Consider the following 22,710-nt stretch of genomic DNA (forward strand, 5'->3'; position numbering starts at 1 on the left):
AAGTAACAACTTTTTTTAAATCGGTACTCTTTTGTTACGAAAAATTAGTCACGAGGCGATCATTTCAACTCCTTCACCTTGATATTGCGGAACGCTACCTCATCCCCATGATCCTGCAAAAGGATGTGTCCTTTCGGAGCCTCGCCGAAAGCACCACCCGCATTATAAGATGGATCAGCGTATTTACTGCCCTTCACCAAATCACGGAACTCCTTGCTGCCACGCTCGTACTCCAATACCTTCACACCATTCAGCCAGTGCTCTACGTGGTTGTTCGGGAATACCTTCACCACGGCCGTATTCCACTCTCCTACGCCGTTGAAACGGATGTTCTCGCTTTTCTTCAGATCATACAAGCTTCCAAGGGTACGACTACCGGGGAAAGTCGTGTAAAGCTTGGCATCCGGGTGCTTAGCGTCATCCAATAGCTGGAACTCCAAGCCGTAAGCGGAGCCTTTTTGCTTCTCTTGCTCGGTCACGAAATATTTAATACCGCTGTTGGCCCCTTCGGTGATCTTAAAATCCACGCTGAACTCAAAGGCGGAATATTCACCCTCCGTAACGATATCGCCTCCGTTCGTAGACTCGCTACCGTCGGATTTCTGCACGATCAATTCGCCATCTTTCACCATCCATCCGTGATCCGGGAAAGCGTCTTTGTGCGCTCCACGCCAGCCTTTCGTTGTCTTACCATCAAAAAGGAGCGCCCAACCCTCGGCTTTCTCTTGGTCGGTCAATTGATTGATCGCCGGTGTAATTACGGCCATCGGTACTACCTTAGCTGTCTCTTCCGTACTTTGCGTGTTTTTTCCACCGCAGGCGCAAAGGATCATAGCGCTCATGGCGGTACAAATTACTAGTGTCTTCATGTCTTATTTATTTTTAATATATATAATCAAGCAATGTGTGCGTCCACAAAGATAATCGATTTCATAAAAAATAGACGTATCTTCGCGATATAAATATTAAATGATTATTTATATGAAACAACTAAAGACCGCCTTGTTCGATTTTGACGGCGTAGTAGTAGATACGGAACCTATTTACGATTTATTCTGGAACGATGCCGCTAAACGTTATGGCTTAGGTATCGATAATTTCGCTGATATTATAAAGGGTACGACCCTACCGTATATTCTGGAGAAGTATTTTTCCGGATATACGGAGGAGTTCCGCCAAATGGTGACCAAAGAATCTACAGAGTATGAGAAGACGATGCCCTTGCCTCCCATGCCCGGCTCCATCGAGTTCATCCGTATGCTGAAGGAGCACGGCGTACAGATAGGCTTGGTTACCAGCTCGGATAACGCGAAGGTGAAACGGGCTTTCGGGCTTCTACATCTGGACAATCTATTTGATACCCTAGTGACCGCCGACCGCATCACGCAAGGTAAGCCCGATCCGATGTGTTATCTATTGGCGGCGAAAGACTTGAACGTATCTCCCGAGGATTGTATCGTATTCGAGGATTCTTTCAACGGCATACAGTCCGGGAAGGACGCAGGGATGCGTGTCATCGGGTTAAGTACGACGAATCCGGCGGAATCTTTAAGAGATAAAGTATATGAGGTAATCCCCAATTTCGAGAAAGTCACGTTCGAGGATTATTTGAGATGGTAAGCAATCGAGAAAAAGGAAATGATTATTTCCTTCATTCCTTCACCGGCTCCTACACACACCCACACACATGTATGCGTACATTAATAACACGCATATGCGTATACGTGCGTGTGTGTGTAGGAGCCGGTGAAGGAATGAAGGAATAAAGGAAACGCCTGTACCGTCAATGGGCTACACCAGTATCGGCGAGAGCCGGAAGCAGTACTGGTGTAACCCCACGGCAGTACTGCCGTGGGGCTGTGACTATATTGGGATCAGAAACTATATCCTACGCGAACACCCAGCATGGCCTGATCGAAATCCTTGATGATATTATACTTCACCTCCAATCCTATCGAAAGATTGTCGGTAGCATAAACCTCACCACCTAAACCGATATTGGCTCCCAGACGAGTCTCGTTATGAGAAAGGCCATGGCCCGCATCCCAATTCCAAAAGGACAGACTAAGCCCCGCTAATGGATAAAAACCGAACATCTCACTTAACTTCACTACATAATGAGCATTCAAGTCGATCGCCCAAGTGCTGTGATTGTCATTCTTTACGAAATAAGTAAGAGAGGGGCTCAAACGTACCGCATCCGTGATACAATAGCGGTAATCAACTCCTAACGTGGCATTCTTCGAATCGAATCCATAACCGATGTTAAATCCCACGGCAGATTGTCCTTGCTGCGTCTGCGCATAAGCTCCCAGACTAAAGACTGCTAACATCAGCATCATTACAAACTTTTTCATACGCTTTCTTTCGTTTAGTTCAACATTAGATTATTATTGGTATTTATTTTACTTTCAGTCGATCACCGGCACTCTTCACGATGCTACGGTAATAGTCCTCGTCATATCCGGGAAAATCGGGAGACGCGGGCTGGCCGTACGGATTACGCTTGAACTGTCCGTTCACCTCTTTCTTCACGTTTCCATCGATGTATTTTACCAGCAAATACTCACCCAATTGCTTCCAGCGGGCGGTAGCGGAGTCTGAATTAGTCGTGCTATACCACGTTAAGAACTTGACAGCCTCCGCCGGGTCCTTGGCATACAACTCCTGAGCCGCCTTATCGATAGCCGGTACGGTCTCTTGATAACCATTCTCCAACTCCTGCTGTACCTTACGGATATCCTGAATCATGAAGCTATATTTGTGGTAAGCCATATTAGCCACCCAGTTATGAATCCAGAAAGCGGAAGTCCAAGAGAAGTTCAGCAAATCGCCGTTTCCCACCCGATAGCACTCCGGAACATCCGTTACCGACGCATATACAGGAGTGAAGACCGCCATATCAGCGTCGTCCACGGCAAACCACAAGATACCACCGATAGCGTCCGGCAACCAGTTACGCATTTGTGGAACAATCACGAAGCCCGTTTGTTGCGTCGCTATGGCACGTTCATTCGTATATTCCTGCCCGTCTACCTCGAACGTCATCGGCCGCCAGCGGTAAGGAACCTTATACGAGCCGGCACCGGCATCTTTCGTCATATCCAGATCCGTTCCCTCGTAATGGTCGCGCATGCCATTCTGTACGTCTTGAACGGAAAGCTTACGATTCGGCTTCACATACAGAGGCATCGGCTCCTTGGAAGGATCACCCTTGATAAAATCCGTATACTGATCCATCGTGGTATCATATTTACGGAAGAAAGACCATACACGAGCCTCGCATCCACGCAAGGCGCTGAAATCATACGGGCAATAAGCCTTGGCGAAACTGAAATCAGCGTCCTTTCCCTTGAAATATCCTTTCTCACGGGCGAAAGAAACCACATCCGGCGAGTACATGCAATTCTCCTTATCGTCAAACGGTATCTGCTGGATGCGGGACTGGTTGGCATGCGCCGAGATACAATCCTCCGGGATGCGGATCGCTACCCAAACGGCACCTTTGTTACCCGGTCCCTTACCGATCATCTCCATCACCCAAGCCTCGTTCTTATCGGCGATAGAGAACGTCTCGCCACTGCTGTAATAGCCATATTCCTTTACTAAGTCCGTCATGACCTTGATCGCCTCACGGGCCGACTTGGAACGTTGCAAAGCGATGTAGATCAAGCTACCGTAATCCATGATACCCGTCGTATCCACCAATTCATGGCGTCCGCCGAACGTACTCTCCGTGATAGCCACCTGATGCTCGTTCATGTTACCCACTACGGAATAGGTCTTCTCCACTTGGGCGATCTTGCCCAGCGGTTTCCCCGTATCCCATTCCTTCACTTCCAACATGGCGCCCTTCGGCCATGTAGCGGCGGGCCAACGATACATCTCCCCATACAGGGAATGCGAGTCCGCCGCATAACTAATCATTACCGAACCGTCTGTCGAAGCCTTCTTGCCCACCAGCAAACCGGTACAGGCGATAGCCTCCACCCCGGATAACAGGGCGGCGCAAGCGGTTAATAAAATCCAACTCTTCTTCATATAAATAAAGTTTTAAGCAAATAAAAGCATATATACACCGGCGCCGCAACAATAGCCGATCAACGCCAAGATAGAGAACCGTTTCGTATAATACATAAAATCGATCTTCTCCAATCCCATTACCGTAACGCCCGTGGCCGATCCGATGATCAAGATGCTACCACCCGTCACGGCGCAATAAGCCAAGAAGGTCCAGAAACCACCATCCGATACGAAGAACTGGGCATAAGGCGATAAGTCGGCCGCCTGCTCCACGATCGGGTACATACCCATCGTAGCAGCTACCAAGGCTACGTTATCCACGCAGGAGGACAAGGCGCCGATCACGAAGCTGATCAGATACGGCTCATGCACATGCTTATCCAAGAAAGCGGACATGATGCCCAACTGCCCGGAGGTCTCCAGCGCTCCCACGGCCATCAAGATCCCCAAGAAAAAGAAGATCGTAGCCAAATCGATATTCGGCAACAATTGGGAAATACGGAGTTTCTGGGACTCATGCATATGCAGCTTGCTATACATCAAATCCGTATAGAACCAAAGGATCACCAATCCCAGCAAGACGCCCAAGAACGGCGGCAAGTTCGTCACCATCTGGAAGACAGGCACCAACGCCAAGGAAAGCACGCCGATCACAAAGATCATCCGACGTGAGCGGTTCGGTATCTCTGGTATGTACTCGTCACCTTGCTCCTCCTCGCTCAACACACGCAAGGTAGATCCTTTCTTGAACAACCAGAAATGGGCGATCGTCAACGGCACCAACATATTAACCAAAGCAGGGATAAATACGTGAGAGATCTGGTGCATCGCCGAGATATTCTTTCCGACCCAAAGCAAGATGGTCGTCACATCACCAATCGGCGACCATGAGCCACCGGCGTTCGCCGCTATAATCACCATACAGGCATATTTCAAACGATCCGTACGATCCGGTACCAGCTTACGCAACACCGCCATGATCACGATAGCGGCTGCCAAGTTATCCAACAAGGCGGAGAAGAAAAAAGTAGCGAAACTTATATACCACAACAGCTTACGTTTATTCGGCGTACGGATATACCCGGTCACGGCCCTAAAACCACCATGCTTATCCACGATATCCACGATCAACATGGAACACATCACGAAGAAAAGCGTCTCGGAGACGTTTCCTAAATGATAAACAATCGCACGGTTCGATATAAAATTAATAAATTGCTCATGCGGGGGCAAGCTGGCCATCTCCGGGTTCTGGGTCAAGAACTCTTGAAAGATCGTACTAGAGCGTTCGACGAAAATATTGTAGGCATCGAACATCAATATCATCCACATAGAGATAGCCATGAACAACGCTATGGCCGCTTTATTTATTTTGATCTTATCCTCCAAGGCAATAGCGAGGATTCCTAAGACAAAAATGACAGGCATTAAAATGAACATATAATCAAGATTTTAATTGTTTATATAGAAGCTGTATCTCCTCCGGCCAAAGCGCCTCGTCCGGGGTCTCTAGGATTAAGGGCATATTGTCGAAACGGGGGTCCGCCATGATCATGCGGAAGGTATCAAGGCCCATCAAGCCTTTACCGATACTCTCGTGCCGGTCCACACGTGATCCCAGCTCCTTTTTAGAATCGTTCAAGTGCATCCCCCTTAAATAAGAAAAGCCGACCACCTCGTCGAAATGACGGAATGTCTCGGAAAATCCCTCCGGTGTCTTTATATCGTAACCGGCGGCAAGCGTGTGCGCCGTATCGAGGCATACTCCCACCCGGCTCTTATCCTCTACCTCGTTTATAATATAGGCGATCTGCTCGAAGGTATATCCCAAGTTCGAGCCTTGCCCCGCCGTATTCTCTATCACGGCACATACGCCACTCGTCTGAGCCAACGTGATATTGATCGACTCGGCGATGCGAGACAGGCAGGTATCCACCTCCATCTTCCCCAAATGGCTTCCGGGATGGAAATTCAGCATTTTCAGTCCCAGTTGCTCGCAGCGTGTCATCTCGTCCAGAAAAGCGTCACGGGATTTCTGCAATCCCTCGGCGTCCGGGTTCCCCAGATTGATCAAATAGCTATCGTGCGGCAAGATACATCCCGGATCGTAACCGTACGCTTCACACCGCTCCTTAAATAAATGGATACTGTCCGCCTTCAACGGCTGCGACTTCCATTGCCTCTGATTCCGGGTGAAAAGGGCAAAAGCCTTCGCACCGATCTCATGGGCATTAACGGGGGCATTCTCAACCCCACCGACCGCACTCACGTGAGCCCCAACATACTTCATAATAACCTAACTTTTCTTTTTATTTATACTAATGTTCATCCTCAGTCTTACACCCGCAAAAACCAAACTCCTCCATCGCACGTTCTTGCGGGGTGATGAAATAAACCATCTCGGCACGGGTACACAACTCATTCGCCGAGTTATAGATCTCGGTCTCTATGAAGATGGCGTTCCGTTTCCTGTCTGTCATCCGTCCCCGTATCGTCAGCTGGGGCTCGTCCGTAGAGATACTCTTCATAAACTTGGCGTCGAGGCGTGAAGTCACCCCGGAGGTCTGCAACTTCCGCAAGACCACCCAGCCGGCCAACTCATCCATCAGCGTAGTCTGTATACCTCCGTGCAACGTACGCAGCCATCCTTGGTAAGTACCTTGAGGCTTCCAGAACGCCACGATATCGTCACCATCCTCAAAAAACTCCATATGCAGCCCCAGCGGATTGTTCGGAGCACAACCGAAACACATATAACCGTCCAGCCCTTCCCACGGATTAATTATCTTTTTCATATCACGAAAACAATATTTATATGTTTTTTGTTGCTCAAAGTTAACAAAAAAGCCGGCTCTTGAAAGGAACCGGCTCTATAAATATCACAAAAAATACTCAACACGACTTATTCCTCGACCTCCGGTTGAAGGAAATCCACGAAGCAAAGGGCGGCCAACGCCGTTCCATAGCGTTTCTCGATCGTAATTCCCTCGGTGATAAAGTTAAGCTCTCCAAGATAGTACTTCCCATACGTCTTCTGATGAAGATCGTTGATAACACGGATCAGACGAGACTCAAGCTCCTCGATACGGTAACGTCCGCTGACCTCACACACAAGGCCACCAACCTTCTCATCAAAGTTCTCATCCTTATACATCCATGCGTAAACCACACCAGCAGACACGAACTCATCCTGATATCCATGGGATACAGCCATGATCGTTTTCATTTCCGAACCAAATGGAGGAAGGTCTAGTTCATCCATGGTTGCCAGATGTGCCGTAGCGGGTATCACTGACGAATACGTCATGATATTGAAATCAGAGATACCGGCGTCATAAAGAGCCATGTGGTAAGAACCAGCGTGTTTCTCCAAGTCTGATTCGCCACTTCCTTTTGTAATAAAAAAGGTGTTTGGAATTAAATTCCCAACTTTCTTTACCATCTACAAATATGTTTTACTAATTAATAAAAGCTTAAGAGCGCACAAAAATAGAAACTTTCGCGATATATAACGCATAGTTTTCCCTATAAAACTTTAGCCGCAAACATATTTTCACTAAAAAATCATCACCGAACCCAGAACTTTCATCCCCTCGGCTCTGTTTATATAGTAAATCAACATAAAAAACTAGAAGACAATGCTTACATTATGTTTAAGTTTATTATTAATGATCACAAATAGTCAAATAACAGATAAAAAAGAAGAAGTTATGAAATTCGAGTTAATCCAGTTACCGTACGCAAACGACGGTTTAGAACCAGTTATCAGCAAACAAACAATTGATTTCCATTACGGAAAACATTTATTGAACTATGTAAATACCCTTAATAAGCTGATTGAGGGCACGAAATTCGAGAACGCTCCGCTGGAGCAGATCGTTCGTGAGTCTGACGGAGCCATTTTCAACAATGCCGGCCAAGTATTGAATCACAATCTATATTTTACCCAATTCTCCCCGAACGGAGGTGGCGAGCCTACGGGTAAGCTAGCCGAGGCTATCAAGTCTACGTGGGGATCGTTCGAGAACTTCCAGAAAGAGTTCGTGGCTGCCGGTACAGGCTTGTTCGGCTCAGGATGGGTATGGTTGGCTAAAGATAAAGACGGCAAACTTTCAATTACCAAAGAACCCAACGGTAGTAACCCGGTCGTTAAGGGATTGACTCCGATCATGGGATTCGATGTATGGGAGCATTCTTACTATCTGGATTACCAGAACCGCCGTGCGGATCATTTGAACGCATTGTGGGGGATTATTGACTGGGAAACCGTTGGTAAGAGATATTGATTTAATTTGATGTAAGTTACGTGTAGAGAAGAGCCGCCCGGGAGTTGTCCCGGACGGCTTTTTTCGTTCCCTTTTGAAAAAAAATACCTCCAGCTATTGCATCGTAAGATATTATTACTACCTTTGCACCCGCAAACGAATAACAGATGCCTCTTTAGCTCAGTTGGCCAGAGCACGTGATTTGTAATCTCGGGGTCGTTGGTTCGAATCCGACAAGAGGCTCAAGAAAATATATTGGAATGGGCAGTTACCAGAGTGGCCAAATGGGGCTGACTGTAACTCAGCTGGCTTTCGCCTTCGGTGGTTCGAATCCATCACTGCCCACGAATAAAAAGGACTCTTCTTAGAGTCCTTTTTTGTTTCTATCCATAAAAAAAGTCCTTCCCTATCACTAGGAAAGAACTTTCAAAAAGCAAGGGAGATTCACTCCCTGCCAAATCCCCATCTATTTAAACGATCAAACCGACCTATTTCAAATTTAAGGCGCTTCTCTCGGCAGCTATGGATGCTTTTGCCGGAGTAGACTTGCGTGAACAATAATTGAATTCCACAGATTTATCGCCATCAAATGACTTCCATTTTAATTTCAACTTAACCGTCTTACCATTCGTATCCGGAAGGCTATCCAATTTAAAAGCGACCAGTCCATCCGCATATGCGCCATATACATCGCCATAAGCATTATGGCGGAACTCTACCTCATAAGGATTCTCCGGGTCCTTGCCTGTCAGTAGGTTTACAAAATGAGCCTTATTGCGGTCTCCCCAGATCGTCCTGAAACGGAGTGTCAGATATCCGTCCTCGGCGATGGTAACCCAATCGTTCACGATCTCCACAGGGTCAGAGCCATAGATCGAATCGTTGCTAGTCACCCCCAAATCCGGAGCGATTGGTTTTGTAAGGATACTGTCGATCCAATTAATATTTACGGCCTTGCTGTAAATTCCGCTAGACTCGTTCGTCTCGTCAAAATTCACCAACGCTCTCACCTCCTTCTGCCCGAAGGGAGAAGAGGTCATATTGACAGGCAACAAGGTCGTGCTATCATCCAATTGAAGAAAATATGAACCATCATCGACCGGCTTAACCGTCACCAACGCATTCGGCAACACTTTACTGTAAGGATAATCATCATCATCGTCCAAGCAAGATTGAAACCCCATAAAACAAGTAGCCGCCATTACACCTACAACTAATTTCCTAAAATTAAAGAATCCGTTCATAATACTTCCTTTCTAAGTTTATCAATTAAACTAATCAACCTTTTAATTCTATAAAATTAGAAATGTGTTTTAGGGCGGAAATGCTGCATATGCGTATGTTAATTAAACCAAACAAGGCATGTCTCCTTACTTCACGGCGAAATTATACTCGAAAGTATACTTATAAGAGCTTGCGGTTCCTCCGTCATTCTCATCGATAGTCATACACATTATATAATCTCCCACGGTGGTATAGGTGTATTTGTACTCAGCTTTCACCTCGCTCTGGTTAGGGATCGTATAGGTGTAGGCACGGATCGGAAGATTCCGGTTCTGAACACCATATAATAGGTTCAAGGGAGTCACAGCTTCAAAATCAACCGGAGCAAAAGAGCCGATCACACGTAGAGGATAATTTTCAGGCCTCTCCACCGTACTATACTCATACTCCATCCGATCCTGATTCCGAGAAAAAGTTACCACATTCCCGTTTTCCCAATAAAACTTATCATATTCCCTGTAATCCTCACTCTCATACCCTTGACCGTCTTCTTTCGGCCAACGAGCTACCCATGAGGTCAACACCAGATTAGATCCGGAATAACCATACTTATATTCATCACTCACATAGACCTCATTACTCGCATACGAATTTTTCCTCAAGACGTTCTTTGCCGTGATCACATTTCCACTTAATATATATTCTCCTAGTTCGTCCCCGGTAGAGATATCTATCATCAAATATTTGTTGTCAGAAGAGAAAAGACGAAACTCTTTATCTCCATGGAAAGATATACTCGATATTTTCCCGTCATTCATATAATTGATATCAGCGGTAAAAAGCGGGCTTGAAGCTCCGTCTTTATAACAAGAAACTTTCGTTAGCTTATTCAATTCCGGAACAACGGGATCGTCATCGTCTCCGCAGGCCGTCAGGCTAGCGGCCCCTATTAGTAACAAAAATAGATACTTCTTCATCATTCTTTCGTGTTTTAATCTGTTACGGCAAAAATAGGGCTTTTAAATGAATAACCACTAAAGTAACCTATTTTAAGTGTTCCTGTTTGAAAAAATGCTTCTAAAATCGTAGTTTTGCTCCATCAATATCAAAGATAACGATCTATCTTAAAATAGTTTACAATAAGTAATAATGTAAGATAAACAATATCTAAAATTTAATAACATGAAAATGAAACAACTGACAGTAGCGATGATCACCCTCCTACTCACCGCCTCTTGTAGTGAAAAACAACAAGATTACCCTTTCCGGAATCCGGATCTTCCCTTGGAAGAACGTATCGACGACTTACTATCCCGACTGACACCGGAGGAGAAAATCGGCCAAATGATGAACGTAACCCCCGCCATCGAGCGTTTGGGAATCCCGACTTACGACTGGTGGAACGAGGCTCTTCACGGCGTGGCTCGTGCCGGACGTGCGACCGTATTCCCGCAAGCGATCGCCATGGCGGCTACCTTCGACGATAACGCCGTTCACGAGACCTTCACGATGGTCAGCGACGAGGCCCGTGCCAAATACCACCAATACCAGAAAGACAAGGAGTACGACCGTTACAAAGGTCTTACTTTCTGGACCCCGAATATCAATATCTTCCGTGACCCTCGCTGGGGACGGGGTATGGAAACCTATGGCGAGGACCCTTACTTGACCGAGAAGATGGGCGTAGCCGTAACCCGCGGATTGCAAGGCGATGATCCTAATTATTATAAGACACACGCTTGCGCCAAGCATTACGCCGTACACAGCGGCCCGGAATGGAACCGCCACGAATTCAACGCAGAAGCTACCCCTCGTGACTTGTACGAGACGTATCTTCCGGCTTTCGAGGCATTAGTTAAGGAAGGCGATGTACAAGAGGTAATGTGCGCCTACAATCGTTTCGAGGGTAAACCTTGCTGTAGTAGCGACAAATTATTGATCGATATCTTGCGTAACAGTTGGGGATACGACAATATCATCCTGTCCGATTGCGGTGCTATCGATGATTTCTGGAGGAAAGACAAGAATACGCCTCGTCATGAGACGCACCCGGACGCTGAGAGCGCATCCGCCGACGCCGTATTGAACGGTACCGACCTAGAATGTGGCGGTAGCTACCGTGCGCTAAACAAAGCCTTGGCCGACGGTAAGATCTCGGAGAAAGATCTGGACGTATCCTTACGCCGCCTACTGAAAGGCCGCTTCGAGCTAGGTATGTTCGATCCGGACGAGCGGGTTCCTTATTCTAAGATACCTTACAGCGTAGTCGAGAGCCCGGAGCATATCGCCAAGGCACTGGATATGGCACGTAAAAGTATCGTTTTGTTGAAGAACAAGAATAATATGCTTCCACTGGACAAGAATATCAAGAAGATCGCCGTAGTCGGACCGAACGCGGCGGACTCTACCATGCTATGGGCCAACTACAACGGCTTCCCGACCAAGACCGTTACGATCGTGGAAGGTATCCGCAATAAAGTCCCGAACGCAGAGGTTATCTACGAGCTGGGTTGCAACCATACCGCCGATTTTGTCGTGACAGACCTAGGTAGCCACGTATCTTCCACGGCGGGACAGGGTTTCGCCTCCGAATTCTTCAACAATACCGAGTTCGAGGGTACCCCCGCCTACAAGGGATTAGCGAAAGAGCTTCATTATACCACTGGAGGTAACACCCAATTCGCCCCGAACGTGAACTTGACGAATTTCACGGCTCGCTTTACGGGTGAATTCGAGTCTCCGATAGATGGTCCTGTCGAGTTCAAACTATCCGGAAACGACGCATTCCGCCTGTATATCGATACGGCTAAAGTCGCCGAGGTATGGGAAAACGAATATGGAGCGGAAAAACTCTATACGCTAAACGCTAAGAAAGGTGAGAAATATCCCATAAAGATCGAATATATGCAACGCACGGGTAGCGCTGACCTGAACTTTACGGTAGGCGTACGCACACCCGTAGATTTCCAAGCTACGGCCAGCAAGGTTAAAGACGCTGATGTCATCGTATTCGTAGGTGGTATCTCTCCACGTCTGGAAGGTGAGGAAATGCCGGTAGACGCTGAAGGTTTCCGGAAAGGCGACCGCACGAATATCGAGATCCCGGCCGTACAGAAGGAAATGGTCAAAGCCTTGGTAGCCACCGGAAAGCCTGTAGTATACGTGGTATGTACGGGTAGCGCATTGGCATTGAACTGGGAGAACGATCATGTAAACGCTATCTTGAACGCTTGGTATGGCGGACAAGAAGGTGGAACAGCCGTGGCCGACGTTTTATTCGGAGACTATAACCCGGCCGGACGCTTGCCGATCACGTTCTATAAATCCGTAGACCAACTTCCGGACTTCCAAGATTACAGCATGAAGGGCCGTACCTATCGTTACATGACGCAGACTCCGCTTTATCCGTTCGGTTATGGCTTGAGCTATACAACATTCGATTATAAGAACGCTAAGTTGTCAAAGGATAAGATCGCTTCCAACGAATCGGTTACCCTCTCCTTCGATATCGCCAATACAGGCAAGATGGATGGTGACGAGGTCGCTCAGATCTACATCAAGAACCCGAACGATCCTGCCGGACCGCTAAAAGCGATGAAAGCATTCAAACGTGTGAACGTGAAGGCTGGCAGCGAACAACCGGTTAGCATCCAATTGGAACCGAAAGCTTTCCAATCCTTCAATGACAATACGCAGACCATGGAGGTTCGCCCGGGTAAATACCAAATCCTATATGGAGGTTCCTCGGACGATAAGACACTGAAAAAGATTGATTTAGTAATTGAATAAAAACACTATTGTATTCACGGCTGAACACAATAGTATTCATAGAAAAACACAGTAGTATTCACAATCGAATACTACTGTGTTTATGTATGAAGGTAATGATCAGAATTTTTTAATCAAGAAAGACGGATTGATACGCATGTAAACCCCTGCCGTAAAACTCGTGGCGCTTCCCATCGGTTGTTTTACTCCATCCGCATCATTCATATCTCCGGAGAGATGATGAAAAACGTCCACATCTACTCCTATCGAGAAACCCTTCGCTAGTTGCCGGGAATATTCCACCCCCAGATAGATCATTTGCGGACGGTCGAACGTAACCCCCTCATCAATCATCGAGGCCGCCCCGAAAAACGGGCTACCAAACATAGAGATGAAATCCTTGCAGGTCCAATACGACGTTTTCACCCGGAAATCATAGATATCGGCGGAAGCACGGGCATACAAGCCATATCCGCTGTCAAAAGGCCATATCTCTCCCGCTTGCTGATAATAACCGGTAGCATCCAGTTCCACGTTCAAGTTCTTGAAAATACGATGTCCGGTATTCCATACACCTCCGACACCGATCGCGCCATTCATCAAGGTTTGCACGGAATTGTTGAAGATCGTGTCGATCTCGCCTCCCCTATGCTGCACCAATCCTTGCACCGGCGTATAGAAATGGAAACGGGAAGCCGGGTCGTTGTACTTTAGCCGTGAAGAGATCCCGACGGTAAACGCCTCTTGATGCACATCCTCCCGGAAAATAAAGCTCTGCCAGTTCACCCACACATCCAAGTCGAAAGCCTTCGAGTCATACAACAACTGCAAGCCCGCCTCGGGATCGCAGGTCAAATTCAACTCCGGATTATAAAGAGGCTCTATCAAATTATGGTTGGAAGCGCCGTAAATATTTCCCAGCACGATGTTCACATGATCCGAGAGGGCCATCTGCGCCCGGAAATAGGGCAACACATGTACCCCTTTTTGGTATTGGTCTCCCTTCCAATAAGCGATATCCTGATAAGCCATGCTCGGATATTTATTCGCCCCATGATAGATCAACATATGGACACCCGCCTCCAACTTGATATTCCGCAAGGGATAATAAACCGCTTTGCCTTGTACCCAAAGCCCCGGCAACGAATACCCCTTGGTAAATTTACCCGTATACTCGTTATCCTTGAAGAAGCTAATATTATCCAACTCCACGGACAACTCCCGGGCCTTCTCCGGGTCGATATGATAATCCGTCTTATAGACACGATCCGCGATCTGCGCCTTCAGCGAGGGAGACCAACTCCCCAATCCCATCAAGCAAAGACCCACAATGAGACTCCTAGCACCTATATTCTTCATCACTCTTAAAATTTCTCGCGAACATAAACAAAATACACTGAAAAAAGAAAGCGGGGAAACGGAAGTTTTCACCTCGTTTCCCCGCTTTTTCGTCTTATTTTAAAAATTTCTTTCTTCTAAAATTTAACGTCTAGGGATAGCTTCTTTAACAACCATCTGACGACCTTCGTACTCAGCTTGGTTCAACTCCTCGATAGCTTTTTGAGCCTCTGCAGCGTTAGGCATCTCAGCGAAAGCGAAGCCCTTAGAACGTTTTGTGTCACGGTCAACAATGATTTTAACTGAGTCTACAACACCATACTCTTCCAGAATCTGTTGTAAGTCTGATTCTCTTACCCGATAATTCAGGTTTCCAATGTAAATATTCATACGAAAATGATATAAAAAAATAAAAATTAATAATAAAACAAGGATGGTTGGTGAAGTCAATCTCTAAAAGAAAGTATTATCATCGCTGATGAATAAATGCTAAAAGATAAAAGAGCTATACAAACTATCTTTTGTTCATGGCACAAAGGAAAGCATTCTATTTGAATTAGCAACTATAAAACGATAATTATTTTCAAAAAAACATTCAAGCTCTTTATAACGTCTTTGTTGTTCTAGTCAAATAGTCCTAATTTATAGAAATTTTGACCAATTATATCAACGATATAGCCTAAAACTATCTCAGAAATCTCGTAACTTTGCGAAATTATTATTTGAACTAATAAAAGTTATGGATTACGCGATCATTGCCGCCGGCGAAGGCTCCCGCTTGGCGCAAGAAGGTGTTAAGTGGCCAAAGCCTCTGGTTAGACTCAACGGTGTCGCTCTGATAGACCGGTTGATAGACGTTTTTTTGAAAAATAACGCTACCTCTATCAGTATCATCGTAAACGAGGAGATGACCGAGGTACAGGATTACCTGAAGGCCCTGCGACTACCTATACCCTTTTACCTGTTGGTAAAATCCACCCCCAGCTCTATGCACAGCTTCTACGAGCTGAGTCATTATCTGGATGGTGATAAGATTTGTTTAACTACTGTAGACACGATCTTCAAGGAAGAAGAGTTCAGCGGCTATATCCAACAGTTCATCCAAGAGGATAAACTGGACGGATTGATGGCCGTCACTGATTTTATTGATGACGAGAAACCCTTATATGTAGAAACAGACAACGAACTTTACGTCCGGAATTTCCTAGATCAGGCAGACGGTGATTGCCGTTACATATCGGGAGGTATCTATTGCTTGAGGCGTCCGGCTCTGGGTGTATTGAACAACGCCATCTCGCAGGGAATGTCGAGAATGCGCAATTATCAACGGCAGCTCATCGCCGAGGGGTTGAGGCTAAAGGCCTATCCTTTCAGCAAGATCATCGACGTGGATCACGCCGATGACATTTTGAAAGCCGAATCATTTTTAAAGTCATAAAGAATACTGTCTAACAATGAGTAAATTAACTTTAGCAGGTATCCGCAGAGGAAATCAATTCTCCCCCAATCATATCGGCAACGACGCGGCGATCTTCGCCTTGACAGCCCAGCATTTACGAAAATTGGGATGCGATGTAAACGAATATATCGAATCGGATCTGCTGCTACAAGACCCGAAGGAAAAGGGTATCTTTAATATGGTAAGAGACTGGAAGTCCATCCATAAGCTGCAAGAACTAGAGGATAAAAATTATTTCGTGGTGAACTCGGGTTACGGGATCGAGAATTGTACCCGTGAGAAAATGACCCGCCTCCTATTATCCAATCATATCTCCCATCCGGAAAGTTTAATCTTACGGACAGATGAGGATCCGACAGAAGCCCTTGAGAAAGCCGGTTTCTTTAATTGCTGGATCAAACGGGGAGATTTCCACGCCATCCACCGGGAAGACGTCACCTACGTAAGAAACCCGGAAGAGGCGAAAAGCATATTGAAGGAATACGCTATCCGTGGTATCCCGTCGGCGGTAATCAATGAGCATCTGGTAGGCGATTTGGTGAAATTTTACGGGGTAGCTGGAACCGATTTCTTTTATTGGTTCTATCCATCGAACATGCATCATAGTAAATTTGGTTTAGAAGTTATCAATGGTACAGCGAAGGGGATCCCCTTCGACGAAGCGCAGCTTCGTCTGCTTTGCCACAAGGCTGCGGAGGTATTGAACATACATATTTACGGGGGAGATTGCATTGTCTCCGAGGATGGTGTCATGCGGATTATCGATTTCAACGATTGGCCTAGTTTCGCCCCTTGCCGGGAAGAAGCGGCTCCAAACATCGCACGTCGTATCTGGGATCTTATGCGAGAACACATCTAAATCGTTTTAACAAAATCAATCATGAGTGAGACTAAGTCTACTCCCAGTCTGGAGTCAACCTTAAAATCTTTGGACACCGAGGAGTTTATCGATATTCATTTCTATCGTCCTATTGGCTACCAATGGGCTTTGTTCTTTAATAAATTGGGGGTATCGCCCAATAGTATCACGATCGCCAGCATCTTTATCGGCATAGCGGCAGGTATCTGTTTCTATTTCCAGAGCCTCGCTATCAACGTGATCGGCATGTTACTGTTAATCTGGGCAAACTCGTATGATAGCGCAGACGGACAATTAGCCCGTATGACCGGACAGAAAAGTGCCTTGGGACGTATCTTGGACGGTGCCGCCGGCGATTTCTGGTTTATCGCTATCTACGCGGCAATCTGCTTACGCCTCACGCCGGAATGGGGAATATGGATCTGGCTATTGGCGGCTACGACGGGATTCTTCCATAGCAAGCAAGCGGCCATGGCGGATTATTATCGCAATATTCACTTGTTGTTCTTGAAAGGTAAATCGGGTAGCGAGCTCTCCCACTCTCCCCTATTGAAGGAGAATTATAAGAAGATGAGTTGGAAACATGACTTTATCTATAAATTGTTCGAGACCTTCTACATTAATTATACGGTAGGTCAAGAAGCATGGACACCTAAATTCCAACACATGATGAACATCATCCGTGAGAAATACAACGGACAAGCGCCGGAATGGTTCCGTAAGGCTTTTCGAACAAAGAGCCTGCCATTAATGAAATATACAAATATGCTATCATTCAATACCCGGGTGATCGCTTTGTTTGTCAGCCTTTTCATCGACATGCCTTGGCTGTATTTCGTATTCGAGCTGACCGTATTAAACTTGATGTTGCTCTATATGATCAAAAAACATGAGCATATTTGTGAAGATTTCAGCAAACAATTATAACGTTTTTATCCCATTCGATTATGTTCAAATTAGACAAAGTAAAAGGAATCCTCTTTGATTACGGCGGAACGATAGACAGTAACGGCATGCACTGGGCAGAGGTGATCTGGATGGCGTATGAGGCCTTGAAGGTTCCCGTATCCAAAGCGGTTTTCCGTGATGCCTATGTACATGGAGAAAGAACGCTTGGAAAGAATCCGATCGTGAAGCCTCATCATACGTTTCTGGATATGCTGCGCTTGAAAAGCGATTTACAAATCCAATGGCTGAAAGAGAACGGGCATTTATCCGCCGAGGCGATTACCCCGGAGTTACCGGAACAATTAGCGGATTGGTGTTACGAATACGCCCGGAAGGCAATCGATAGCGCCCGCCCCATTCTGGAGCAATTAGCGGAACGTTACCCATTGGTATTGGTATCGAACTTCTATGGGAACATAGAATCCGTGTTGAAAGATTTCGGTTTGGATCATTTATTCGGCGCTATCGTGGAATCGGCGGTCGTAGGTATCCGTAAGCCGGACCCGGCGATCTTCCGATTAGGAGTGGATAAACTGGGATTTCCCGCCGACGAGATTGTTGTCGTAGGTGATTCCTATGATAAGGATATCGTCCCCGCCACCCGGATCGGATGCCAGACAATCTGGCTAAAAAGTATTGGTTGGAGCGCTTATAAAGGAAATGAGACTGCCGATATCGTATTATCCGACTTCACGGAAATAAAGCAAGTATTCGCTTTATAGAATATACATTTTAGACCAGTATAAGCTCAGAAATGACCTTTTTTGGTACTGATAGCATCCTAACTTTGCATATAAAAAAGTTAGGATGCTATGTTTTTAAAGAAATACATATGGCTTTCTGCCGCTACGCTCCTCACGGCTTGCGACTTAATCGACTATCATCCGTATGACGGCCGTCTGGATTCCGATACTTCCCGGGAGATCAACCCGACCAATATCGAGCGTATCGAGAAAGTCAGCGAAGGGAAGGACACGATCCGTTTTATTTTTATGGGCGATACCCAGCGGAGTTATAATGAGACGGAAGATTTCGTCAAGTACGTTAATCAATTAGATAGCATCGATTTCATTATCCATGGAGGAGATTATACGGAGTTCGGCTTAAAGAAGGAATTCGAGTGGAACGATGATATCTTGTCCAAACTAAAAGTGCCTTACGTAGGATTGATCGGTAATCACGACGTGATCGGTAATGGCGACCAAGTATTTCGTAAAATCTTTGGGAATGAGAACTTCTCGTTTGTCGTGAGCGACGTGAAATTCGTATGCCTCAATACGAACGCTATCGAGTATGATTATTCCCATCCGGTACCCGATTTTAATTTCCTAAAGAATGAGATAGCGGATAGTACCCGTAATAAACGCACGATCGTAGTCATGCACGCCCCTCCCGGGAACGAACAGTTCGACAATAACGTGAAAGACGTGTTCCAACTTTATATCAAGACATTACCATCTTTAATGTTCTGCTTGCATGCGCATAACCATTGCGTATCGGCAGCCGATTTGTTTGAGGATGGTATTATCTACTACGGTTGCGCCAATATCGCCAAACGAAGTTATCTTCTTTTTACCTTAACCCCTGACGATTATATGTATGAAGTGGTCAATTTTTAAGCTTCTCCTCTTAACTTGTGTCTTTTCCCTTACACTCCATGCGCAAGAGGATAAATACACGAAACGAGTGCAACGGTACGAGAACGCATGGCAACGGGTCATTCCCCGCTATACGAAAGTACAATTCGCAGGTTCCATGGCGATGCTATCCGTGGGTACCGGTTGGAATTATTACCGGAATCATTGGGAAACGGATATGTTGCTGGGTATCGTCCCCCGCAACGCGAATGATCACGCGAACGTGACTTTCACCTTGAAACAAAACTATTTTCCTTGGAATATCGATCTGGGAGAAAAAGTATCTTTCGAGCCTCTTTGTTGCGGTATCTACGTAAATTTCCTATTTGACCGGGATTTCTGGGCCAAGCAACCGAATAAGTATCCCCCGGGATATTATTGGTTCTCCACCCGCATCCGTAACCATATCTTTATCGGGGAGCGGATCACGCTCAAACTGAATCCAAATAGTAGCTGGCATAAATCCATCAGCTTCTTCTATGAGTTGAGCACCTGCGATTTGTATATAATAAACGCTATCGGTAACAGCTACTTGAAGCCAAAAGATTATTTAAGCCTTTCATTCGGGGTGAAACTACAGATCCTATAAAAGCAAGAAACGGAAGACATTCACTGCCCTCCGTTTCCCTAAACTACATAAAACACTTAAAAGAACAAACGTTGTCTATCAGAACGCTAGACCTAAGCGGATACCCCAGTTATTCAAACCATCGATATGATAGCTGAGGACATCCCCCTTGTTGGTAGCGTAGTTATAATAAGCGGCCATATGTACGCCGATCTGTTTCTGAGGTGTGAAGTACACGGTCATACCGATCTCGGGAGCTACATAGAATCCCCAGTTACGATCGTAAACCTTCAACACGTTCATGTAGGTAGACATCTCACTATAGCTAGCACCTAACTGAGCGCCAACATACGGCTGGAATTGTCCTTCCGGAGCGAAGTTATAACGGAAAGCCGCGCCAAAAGGCAACTGGAAGATAGAATGCTGTTGATCGGAAGTGATTACGGATGTTGAGTTTACCGGAATCGTCTGGCGGTCCACATACTCATTATTTGTATGATAAGAGATGAACGCACCTATAGCGAAATTAGGAATCACATAGTAACCACCCTCAGCGTGAGCACCCCAACCGCTAGTCTTCTTTGAGAAGTCTTGACCGAACGGAGAGTTGATCTGCCAGTCTACATTAAAATACGCGTTTTTCAAAACCTGGGCGCCAGCCAGAGCAGGCATCGCCATACAAACGATGAGTAAAGCGATTAATTTATTTATCTTTTTCATAGAACCTCAAACTTTTAATCATTCGAATTATTATTTCTTTACGTACGGAGATTGTACAAATGCTTGCTCGATAGCACGAACAGCTAGCTGAGTGTCGAATTTATCAGAACCAGACAACAAGCCACTCATGTAAGCGGTCCAAAGAACCGGAAGTTTAGCATCTGCCTTAGAAGCGGCAGGAGCATCCAAATCCACTAACTCAGTCAACAAGGAACCTACACTATAGCTATACACTACAGGATACGGGTAATACCAATTTCCCCAACCCGGTCCCCAGTAACCCGGACTCCAATATCCCGGATAGTTCCACCACCAGTACGGGTAGTTGTAACCATCGTTGTAGTCAGCGAAATATTGAGTACTTTGTACGTAAGAAACTTGCAGACCTAAGTCGGCGTTATCTTTGTCTAGCGTGCGTTTGAAACCGCGGCTTTCCATATTATTCACCAACGTAGTGATAATATCGTCTGCTTCATTGGCTGTCCAGAACTGAGGTTTCTCGCTTGTGCCGATAACCAATACACTATCCGGAATGTAGAACGTAGTGAACGATTCGAATTTCGCGTCCTTATCATGATTCGTGAACACCAGAAAATCATTGTCCAATTTCGACATGTCCGGGTCCTTTTGGCAAGAAGCCAGCAGAAGAACTAACAGAAAAAAAGGAAAAATCTTTTTCATCTCATTTTAACGTTTAAAACAGTTTATACTATTATTTGTGCTTATATATAAGTCACTATTAAAACAGCATGAGTTGAAAAAGGTTCTAAAACTATCCTTTTGGGTGTGTTAATTAACATATCCTAACCATACGACGGGCTTATGGTCACTGTAGTCTAAATTAGGAGAATCATAAGTTACACCCTTAAAATCAGGAGAATAAATTATGTAATCAATTCGAAATATACGCTTTAATTGACGAAAGGTGTACCCGAAACCGGAGCCACAGTCACGGAACCCATCCGTTAAATCACCTTTCACGGTACGGTACGTATAAGAGGCCGGTGTATCATTAAAATCACCGCAAAGAATCACGGGCCCCTCCCCGGCATCCAACATCTGACGGATATAATCCGCCTGAGTAGCCCGTTTCACGAAATTCTTCTTCATCTGAAAAGCCATATGGAAGGCGGCCTCGGTTTCCTCCAATTGTTTACCCTCGGCATGGGCTTGGTAAAGACGAGGCTTTACGGCATTCACGCTAGTCGTTTGGAAATGGTTATTAAATACACGAACACTATCCCCTTGGATATCCATGACGGCAAACAAGGATTTATTGCTAGACTCCGGGTATAGGATAGACTCAAAACGAAGGATCGGATATTTACTGAAAATAGCGTTGCCCGCCGCTTTCGTAGCCGAACGGGTAGAGCAATAATACGGTAGGAACGATAAGGTCTTGGCGAGAGAATCCATCCGCAGGGCCGATTCAACGGGGCATTCTTGGAGGCAAACGATATCCGGGTCCTCCTTTCTCAGCCAATCCGCTATATTAGGAAGCTGTTTCTTTCCGTCCGTATTGAAATTATTCACGTTATAGGTAATCACCTTAACCGCTTCTTTCCCTATCGGAATCTCTTTAGGGAAGACCCGTATCTGGAACATCGATATCAAAAACTCCCAGTTCAACAATAACGCCGCCAAAGGTACCCAGCACCAATGGCTCCTAAAGACACACCACATCAAGAAAAGACATAGATTGACCGCCAATACCGGTAATAACACCAATCCGGGAAACGAGATCCACTCCTTCCCTTCCGGATTCATACGTCCGGTAGCGAATCCGGCTATGGCCGCCACGGCAAAAGCGATCGTAATCAACACAAATAAAATATATATCAACTTCTTCATCCTTCCTATCCTGCGATTTAAACAAAAAAGGGACTATCCGGAAAAGACAG

Annotated in this window: 23 protein-coding genes and 2 tRNA genes; 11 read left to right on the forward strand and 14 right to left on the reverse strand. The window is 45.8% G+C overall.

The features are described from left to right. Positions 1-59: 59 nt before the first annotated feature. Entirely contained in the window at positions 60-869 is an 810-nt protein-coding gene (locus tag ACYIA1_RS21035; protein ID WP_121961898.1) for a 3-keto-disaccharide hydrolase, read from the reverse strand. Positions 870-981: 112 nt separating this feature from the next. Between ACYIA1_RS21035 and ACYIA1_RS21040 the strand changes: the two genes are divergently transcribed. Further along, complete coding sequence (locus ACYIA1_RS21040; protein WP_005856741.1) at positions 982-1,620, forward strand: HAD family hydrolase; 639 nt, start codon at positions 982-984, stop codon at positions 1,618-1,620. A gap of 254 nt (positions 1,621-1,874) precedes the next feature. On the opposite strand, the gene ACYIA1_RS21045 is transcribed toward ACYIA1_RS21040, so the two are convergent. The 6 genes from ACYIA1_RS21045 to ACYIA1_RS21070 form a co-directional block, all read right to left on the reverse strand. Then, positions 1,875-2,357, reverse strand: coding sequence for a porin family protein (locus tag ACYIA1_RS21045; protein WP_008772096.1), 483 nt, complete (start codon positions 2,355-2,357; stop codon positions 1,875-1,877). Positions 2,358-2,400: 43 nt separating this feature from the next. Then, the gene (locus ACYIA1_RS21050) at positions 2,401-4,041 is read right to left on the reverse strand and encodes a dipeptidase (RefSeq protein ID WP_480336364.1); all 1,641 of its coding nucleotides are present in this window, start codon (positions 4,039-4,041) and stop codon (positions 2,401-2,403) included. Positions 4,042-4,053: 12 nt separating this feature from the next. After that, positions 4,054-5,463: a sodium:proton antiporter NhaD gene (gene nhaD, locus ACYIA1_RS21055; protein ID WP_048927343.1), complete on the reverse strand. Its 1,410-nt coding sequence runs from the start codon at positions 5,461-5,463 to the stop codon at positions 4,054-4,056. Between the two features lie 4 nt (positions 5,464-5,467). Continuing rightward, positions 5,468-6,313 (reverse strand): deoxyribonuclease IV, encoded by an 846-nt coding sequence (gene nfo, locus ACYIA1_RS21060; RefSeq protein WP_005862141.1) that lies wholly within the window; start codon positions 6,311-6,313, stop codon positions 5,468-5,470. A gap of 28 nt (positions 6,314-6,341) precedes the next feature. After that, positions 6,342-6,818: a PaaI family thioesterase gene (locus ACYIA1_RS21065; RefSeq protein WP_005856732.1), complete on the reverse strand. Its 477-nt coding sequence runs from the start codon at positions 6,816-6,818 to the stop codon at positions 6,342-6,344. Between the two features lie 107 nt (positions 6,819-6,925). Beyond that, positions 6,926-7,465: a pyruvoyl-dependent arginine decarboxylase gene (locus tag ACYIA1_RS21070; RefSeq protein ID WP_008772093.1), complete on the reverse strand. Its 540-nt coding sequence runs from the start codon at positions 7,463-7,465 to the stop codon at positions 6,926-6,928. 196 nt (positions 7,466-7,661) lie between these two features. Between ACYIA1_RS21070 and ACYIA1_RS21075 the strand changes: the two genes are divergently transcribed. From ACYIA1_RS21075 to ACYIA1_RS21085, 3 genes are all read left to right on the forward strand, one after another. Then, positions 7,662-8,309 (forward strand): superoxide dismutase, encoded by a 648-nt coding sequence (locus ACYIA1_RS21075; RefSeq protein ID WP_005862137.1) that lies wholly within the window; start codon positions 7,662-7,664, stop codon positions 8,307-8,309. 148 nt (positions 8,310-8,457) lie between these two features. Then, positions 8,458-8,531, forward strand: a tRNA-Thr gene (locus tag ACYIA1_RS21080). Positions 8,532-8,550: 19 nt separating this feature from the next. Next, positions 8,551-8,633 (forward strand) — tRNA-Tyr (locus ACYIA1_RS21085). A 143-nt stretch (positions 8,634-8,776) separates the two neighbouring features. Here the strand turns inward: ACYIA1_RS21085 and ACYIA1_RS21090 are convergent. Continuing rightward, the gene (locus ACYIA1_RS21090) at positions 8,777-9,532 is read right to left on the reverse strand and encodes a NigD1/NigD2 family lipoprotein (protein WP_005856726.1); all 756 of its coding nucleotides are present in this window, start codon (positions 9,530-9,532) and stop codon (positions 8,777-8,779) included. Positions 9,533-9,658: 126 nt separating this feature from the next. Further along, positions 9,659-10,489, reverse strand: coding sequence for a DUF5032 domain-containing protein (locus tag ACYIA1_RS21095; protein ID WP_005862134.1), 831 nt, complete (start codon positions 10,487-10,489; stop codon positions 9,659-9,661). Between the two features lie 205 nt (positions 10,490-10,694). Here ACYIA1_RS21095 and xyl3A point away from each other — a divergent pair, with 205 nt between their 5' ends. Then, positions 10,695-13,301 carry a xylan 1,4-beta-xylosidase gene (xyl3A, locus tag ACYIA1_RS21100; RefSeq protein WP_005862132.1) on the forward strand — a complete coding sequence of 869 codons (2,607 nt, stop codon included), beginning with the start codon at positions 10,695-10,697 and terminating at the stop codon, positions 13,299-13,301. 99 nt (positions 13,302-13,400) lie between these two features. On the opposite strand, the gene lpxZ is transcribed toward xyl3A, so the two are convergent. After that, positions 13,401-14,639 (reverse strand): LpxZ family protein, encoded by a 1,239-nt coding sequence (lpxZ, locus tag ACYIA1_RS21105; protein ID WP_057326296.1) that lies wholly within the window; start codon positions 14,637-14,639, stop codon positions 13,401-13,403. 123 nt (positions 14,640-14,762) lie between these two features. Next, positions 14,763-15,008: an RNA recognition motif domain-containing protein gene (locus ACYIA1_RS21110; protein WP_005856718.1), complete on the reverse strand. Its 246-nt coding sequence runs from the start codon at positions 15,006-15,008 to the stop codon at positions 14,763-14,765. A 349-nt stretch (positions 15,009-15,357) separates the two neighbouring features. Between ACYIA1_RS21110 and ACYIA1_RS21115 the strand changes: the two genes are divergently transcribed. From ACYIA1_RS21115 to ACYIA1_RS21140, 6 genes are all read left to right on the forward strand, one after another. Continuing rightward, positions 15,358-16,056 (forward strand): nucleotidyltransferase family protein, encoded by a 699-nt coding sequence (locus ACYIA1_RS21115; protein WP_022192124.1) that lies wholly within the window; start codon positions 15,358-15,360, stop codon positions 16,054-16,056. 16 nt (positions 16,057-16,072) lie between these two features. Beyond that, positions 16,073-16,936, forward strand: coding sequence for an ATP-grasp domain-containing protein (locus ACYIA1_RS21120; RefSeq protein ID WP_022192123.1), 864 nt, complete (start codon positions 16,073-16,075; stop codon positions 16,934-16,936). 21 nt (positions 16,937-16,957) lie between these two features. After that, complete coding sequence (locus ACYIA1_RS21125; RefSeq protein ID WP_480336365.1) at positions 16,958-17,863, forward strand: CDP-alcohol phosphatidyltransferase family protein; 906 nt, start codon at positions 16,958-16,960, stop codon at positions 17,861-17,863. Positions 17,864-17,883: 20 nt separating this feature from the next. Next, positions 17,884-18,606, forward strand: a complete 723-nt coding sequence (locus ACYIA1_RS21130; RefSeq protein ID WP_259012886.1) for an HAD family hydrolase — start codon at positions 17,884-17,886, stop codon at positions 18,604-18,606. Positions 18,607-18,696: 90 nt separating this feature from the next. Continuing rightward, positions 18,697-19,503, forward strand: a complete 807-nt coding sequence (locus tag ACYIA1_RS21135) for a metallophosphoesterase family protein (protein ID WP_480336366.1) — start codon at positions 18,697-18,699, stop codon at positions 19,501-19,503. After that, on the forward strand, positions 19,484-20,110 hold the full coding sequence (locus ACYIA1_RS21140) for a hypothetical protein (RefSeq protein ID WP_005856706.1): 627 nt from the start codon (positions 19,484-19,486) through the stop codon (positions 20,108-20,110). The genes ACYIA1_RS21135 and ACYIA1_RS21140 overlap by 20 nt, the downstream gene beginning before the upstream one ends. Before the next feature lie 78 nt (positions 20,111-20,188). Here the strand turns inward: ACYIA1_RS21140 and ACYIA1_RS21145 are convergent, their stop codons facing one another. The 3 genes from ACYIA1_RS21145 to ACYIA1_RS21155 form a co-directional block, all read right to left on the reverse strand. Further along, a complete protein-coding gene (locus ACYIA1_RS21145) occupies positions 20,189-20,809 on the reverse strand; it encodes an outer membrane beta-barrel protein (RefSeq protein WP_005862115.1) in 621 nt (206 codons plus the stop codon). Between the two features lie 30 nt (positions 20,810-20,839). After that, a complete protein-coding gene (locus ACYIA1_RS21150) occupies positions 20,840-21,490 on the reverse strand; it encodes a DUF4136 domain-containing protein (RefSeq protein WP_005862113.1) in 651 nt (216 codons plus the stop codon). 108 nt (positions 21,491-21,598) lie between these two features. Then, positions 21,599-22,660: an endonuclease/exonuclease/phosphatase family protein gene (locus ACYIA1_RS21155; protein WP_480336367.1), complete on the reverse strand. Its 1,062-nt coding sequence runs from the start codon at positions 22,658-22,660 to the stop codon at positions 21,599-21,601. Positions 22,661-22,710: the final 50 nt, after the last annotated feature.

It is taken from the genome of Parabacteroides sp. KHUB-02, from assembly GCF_056640955.1.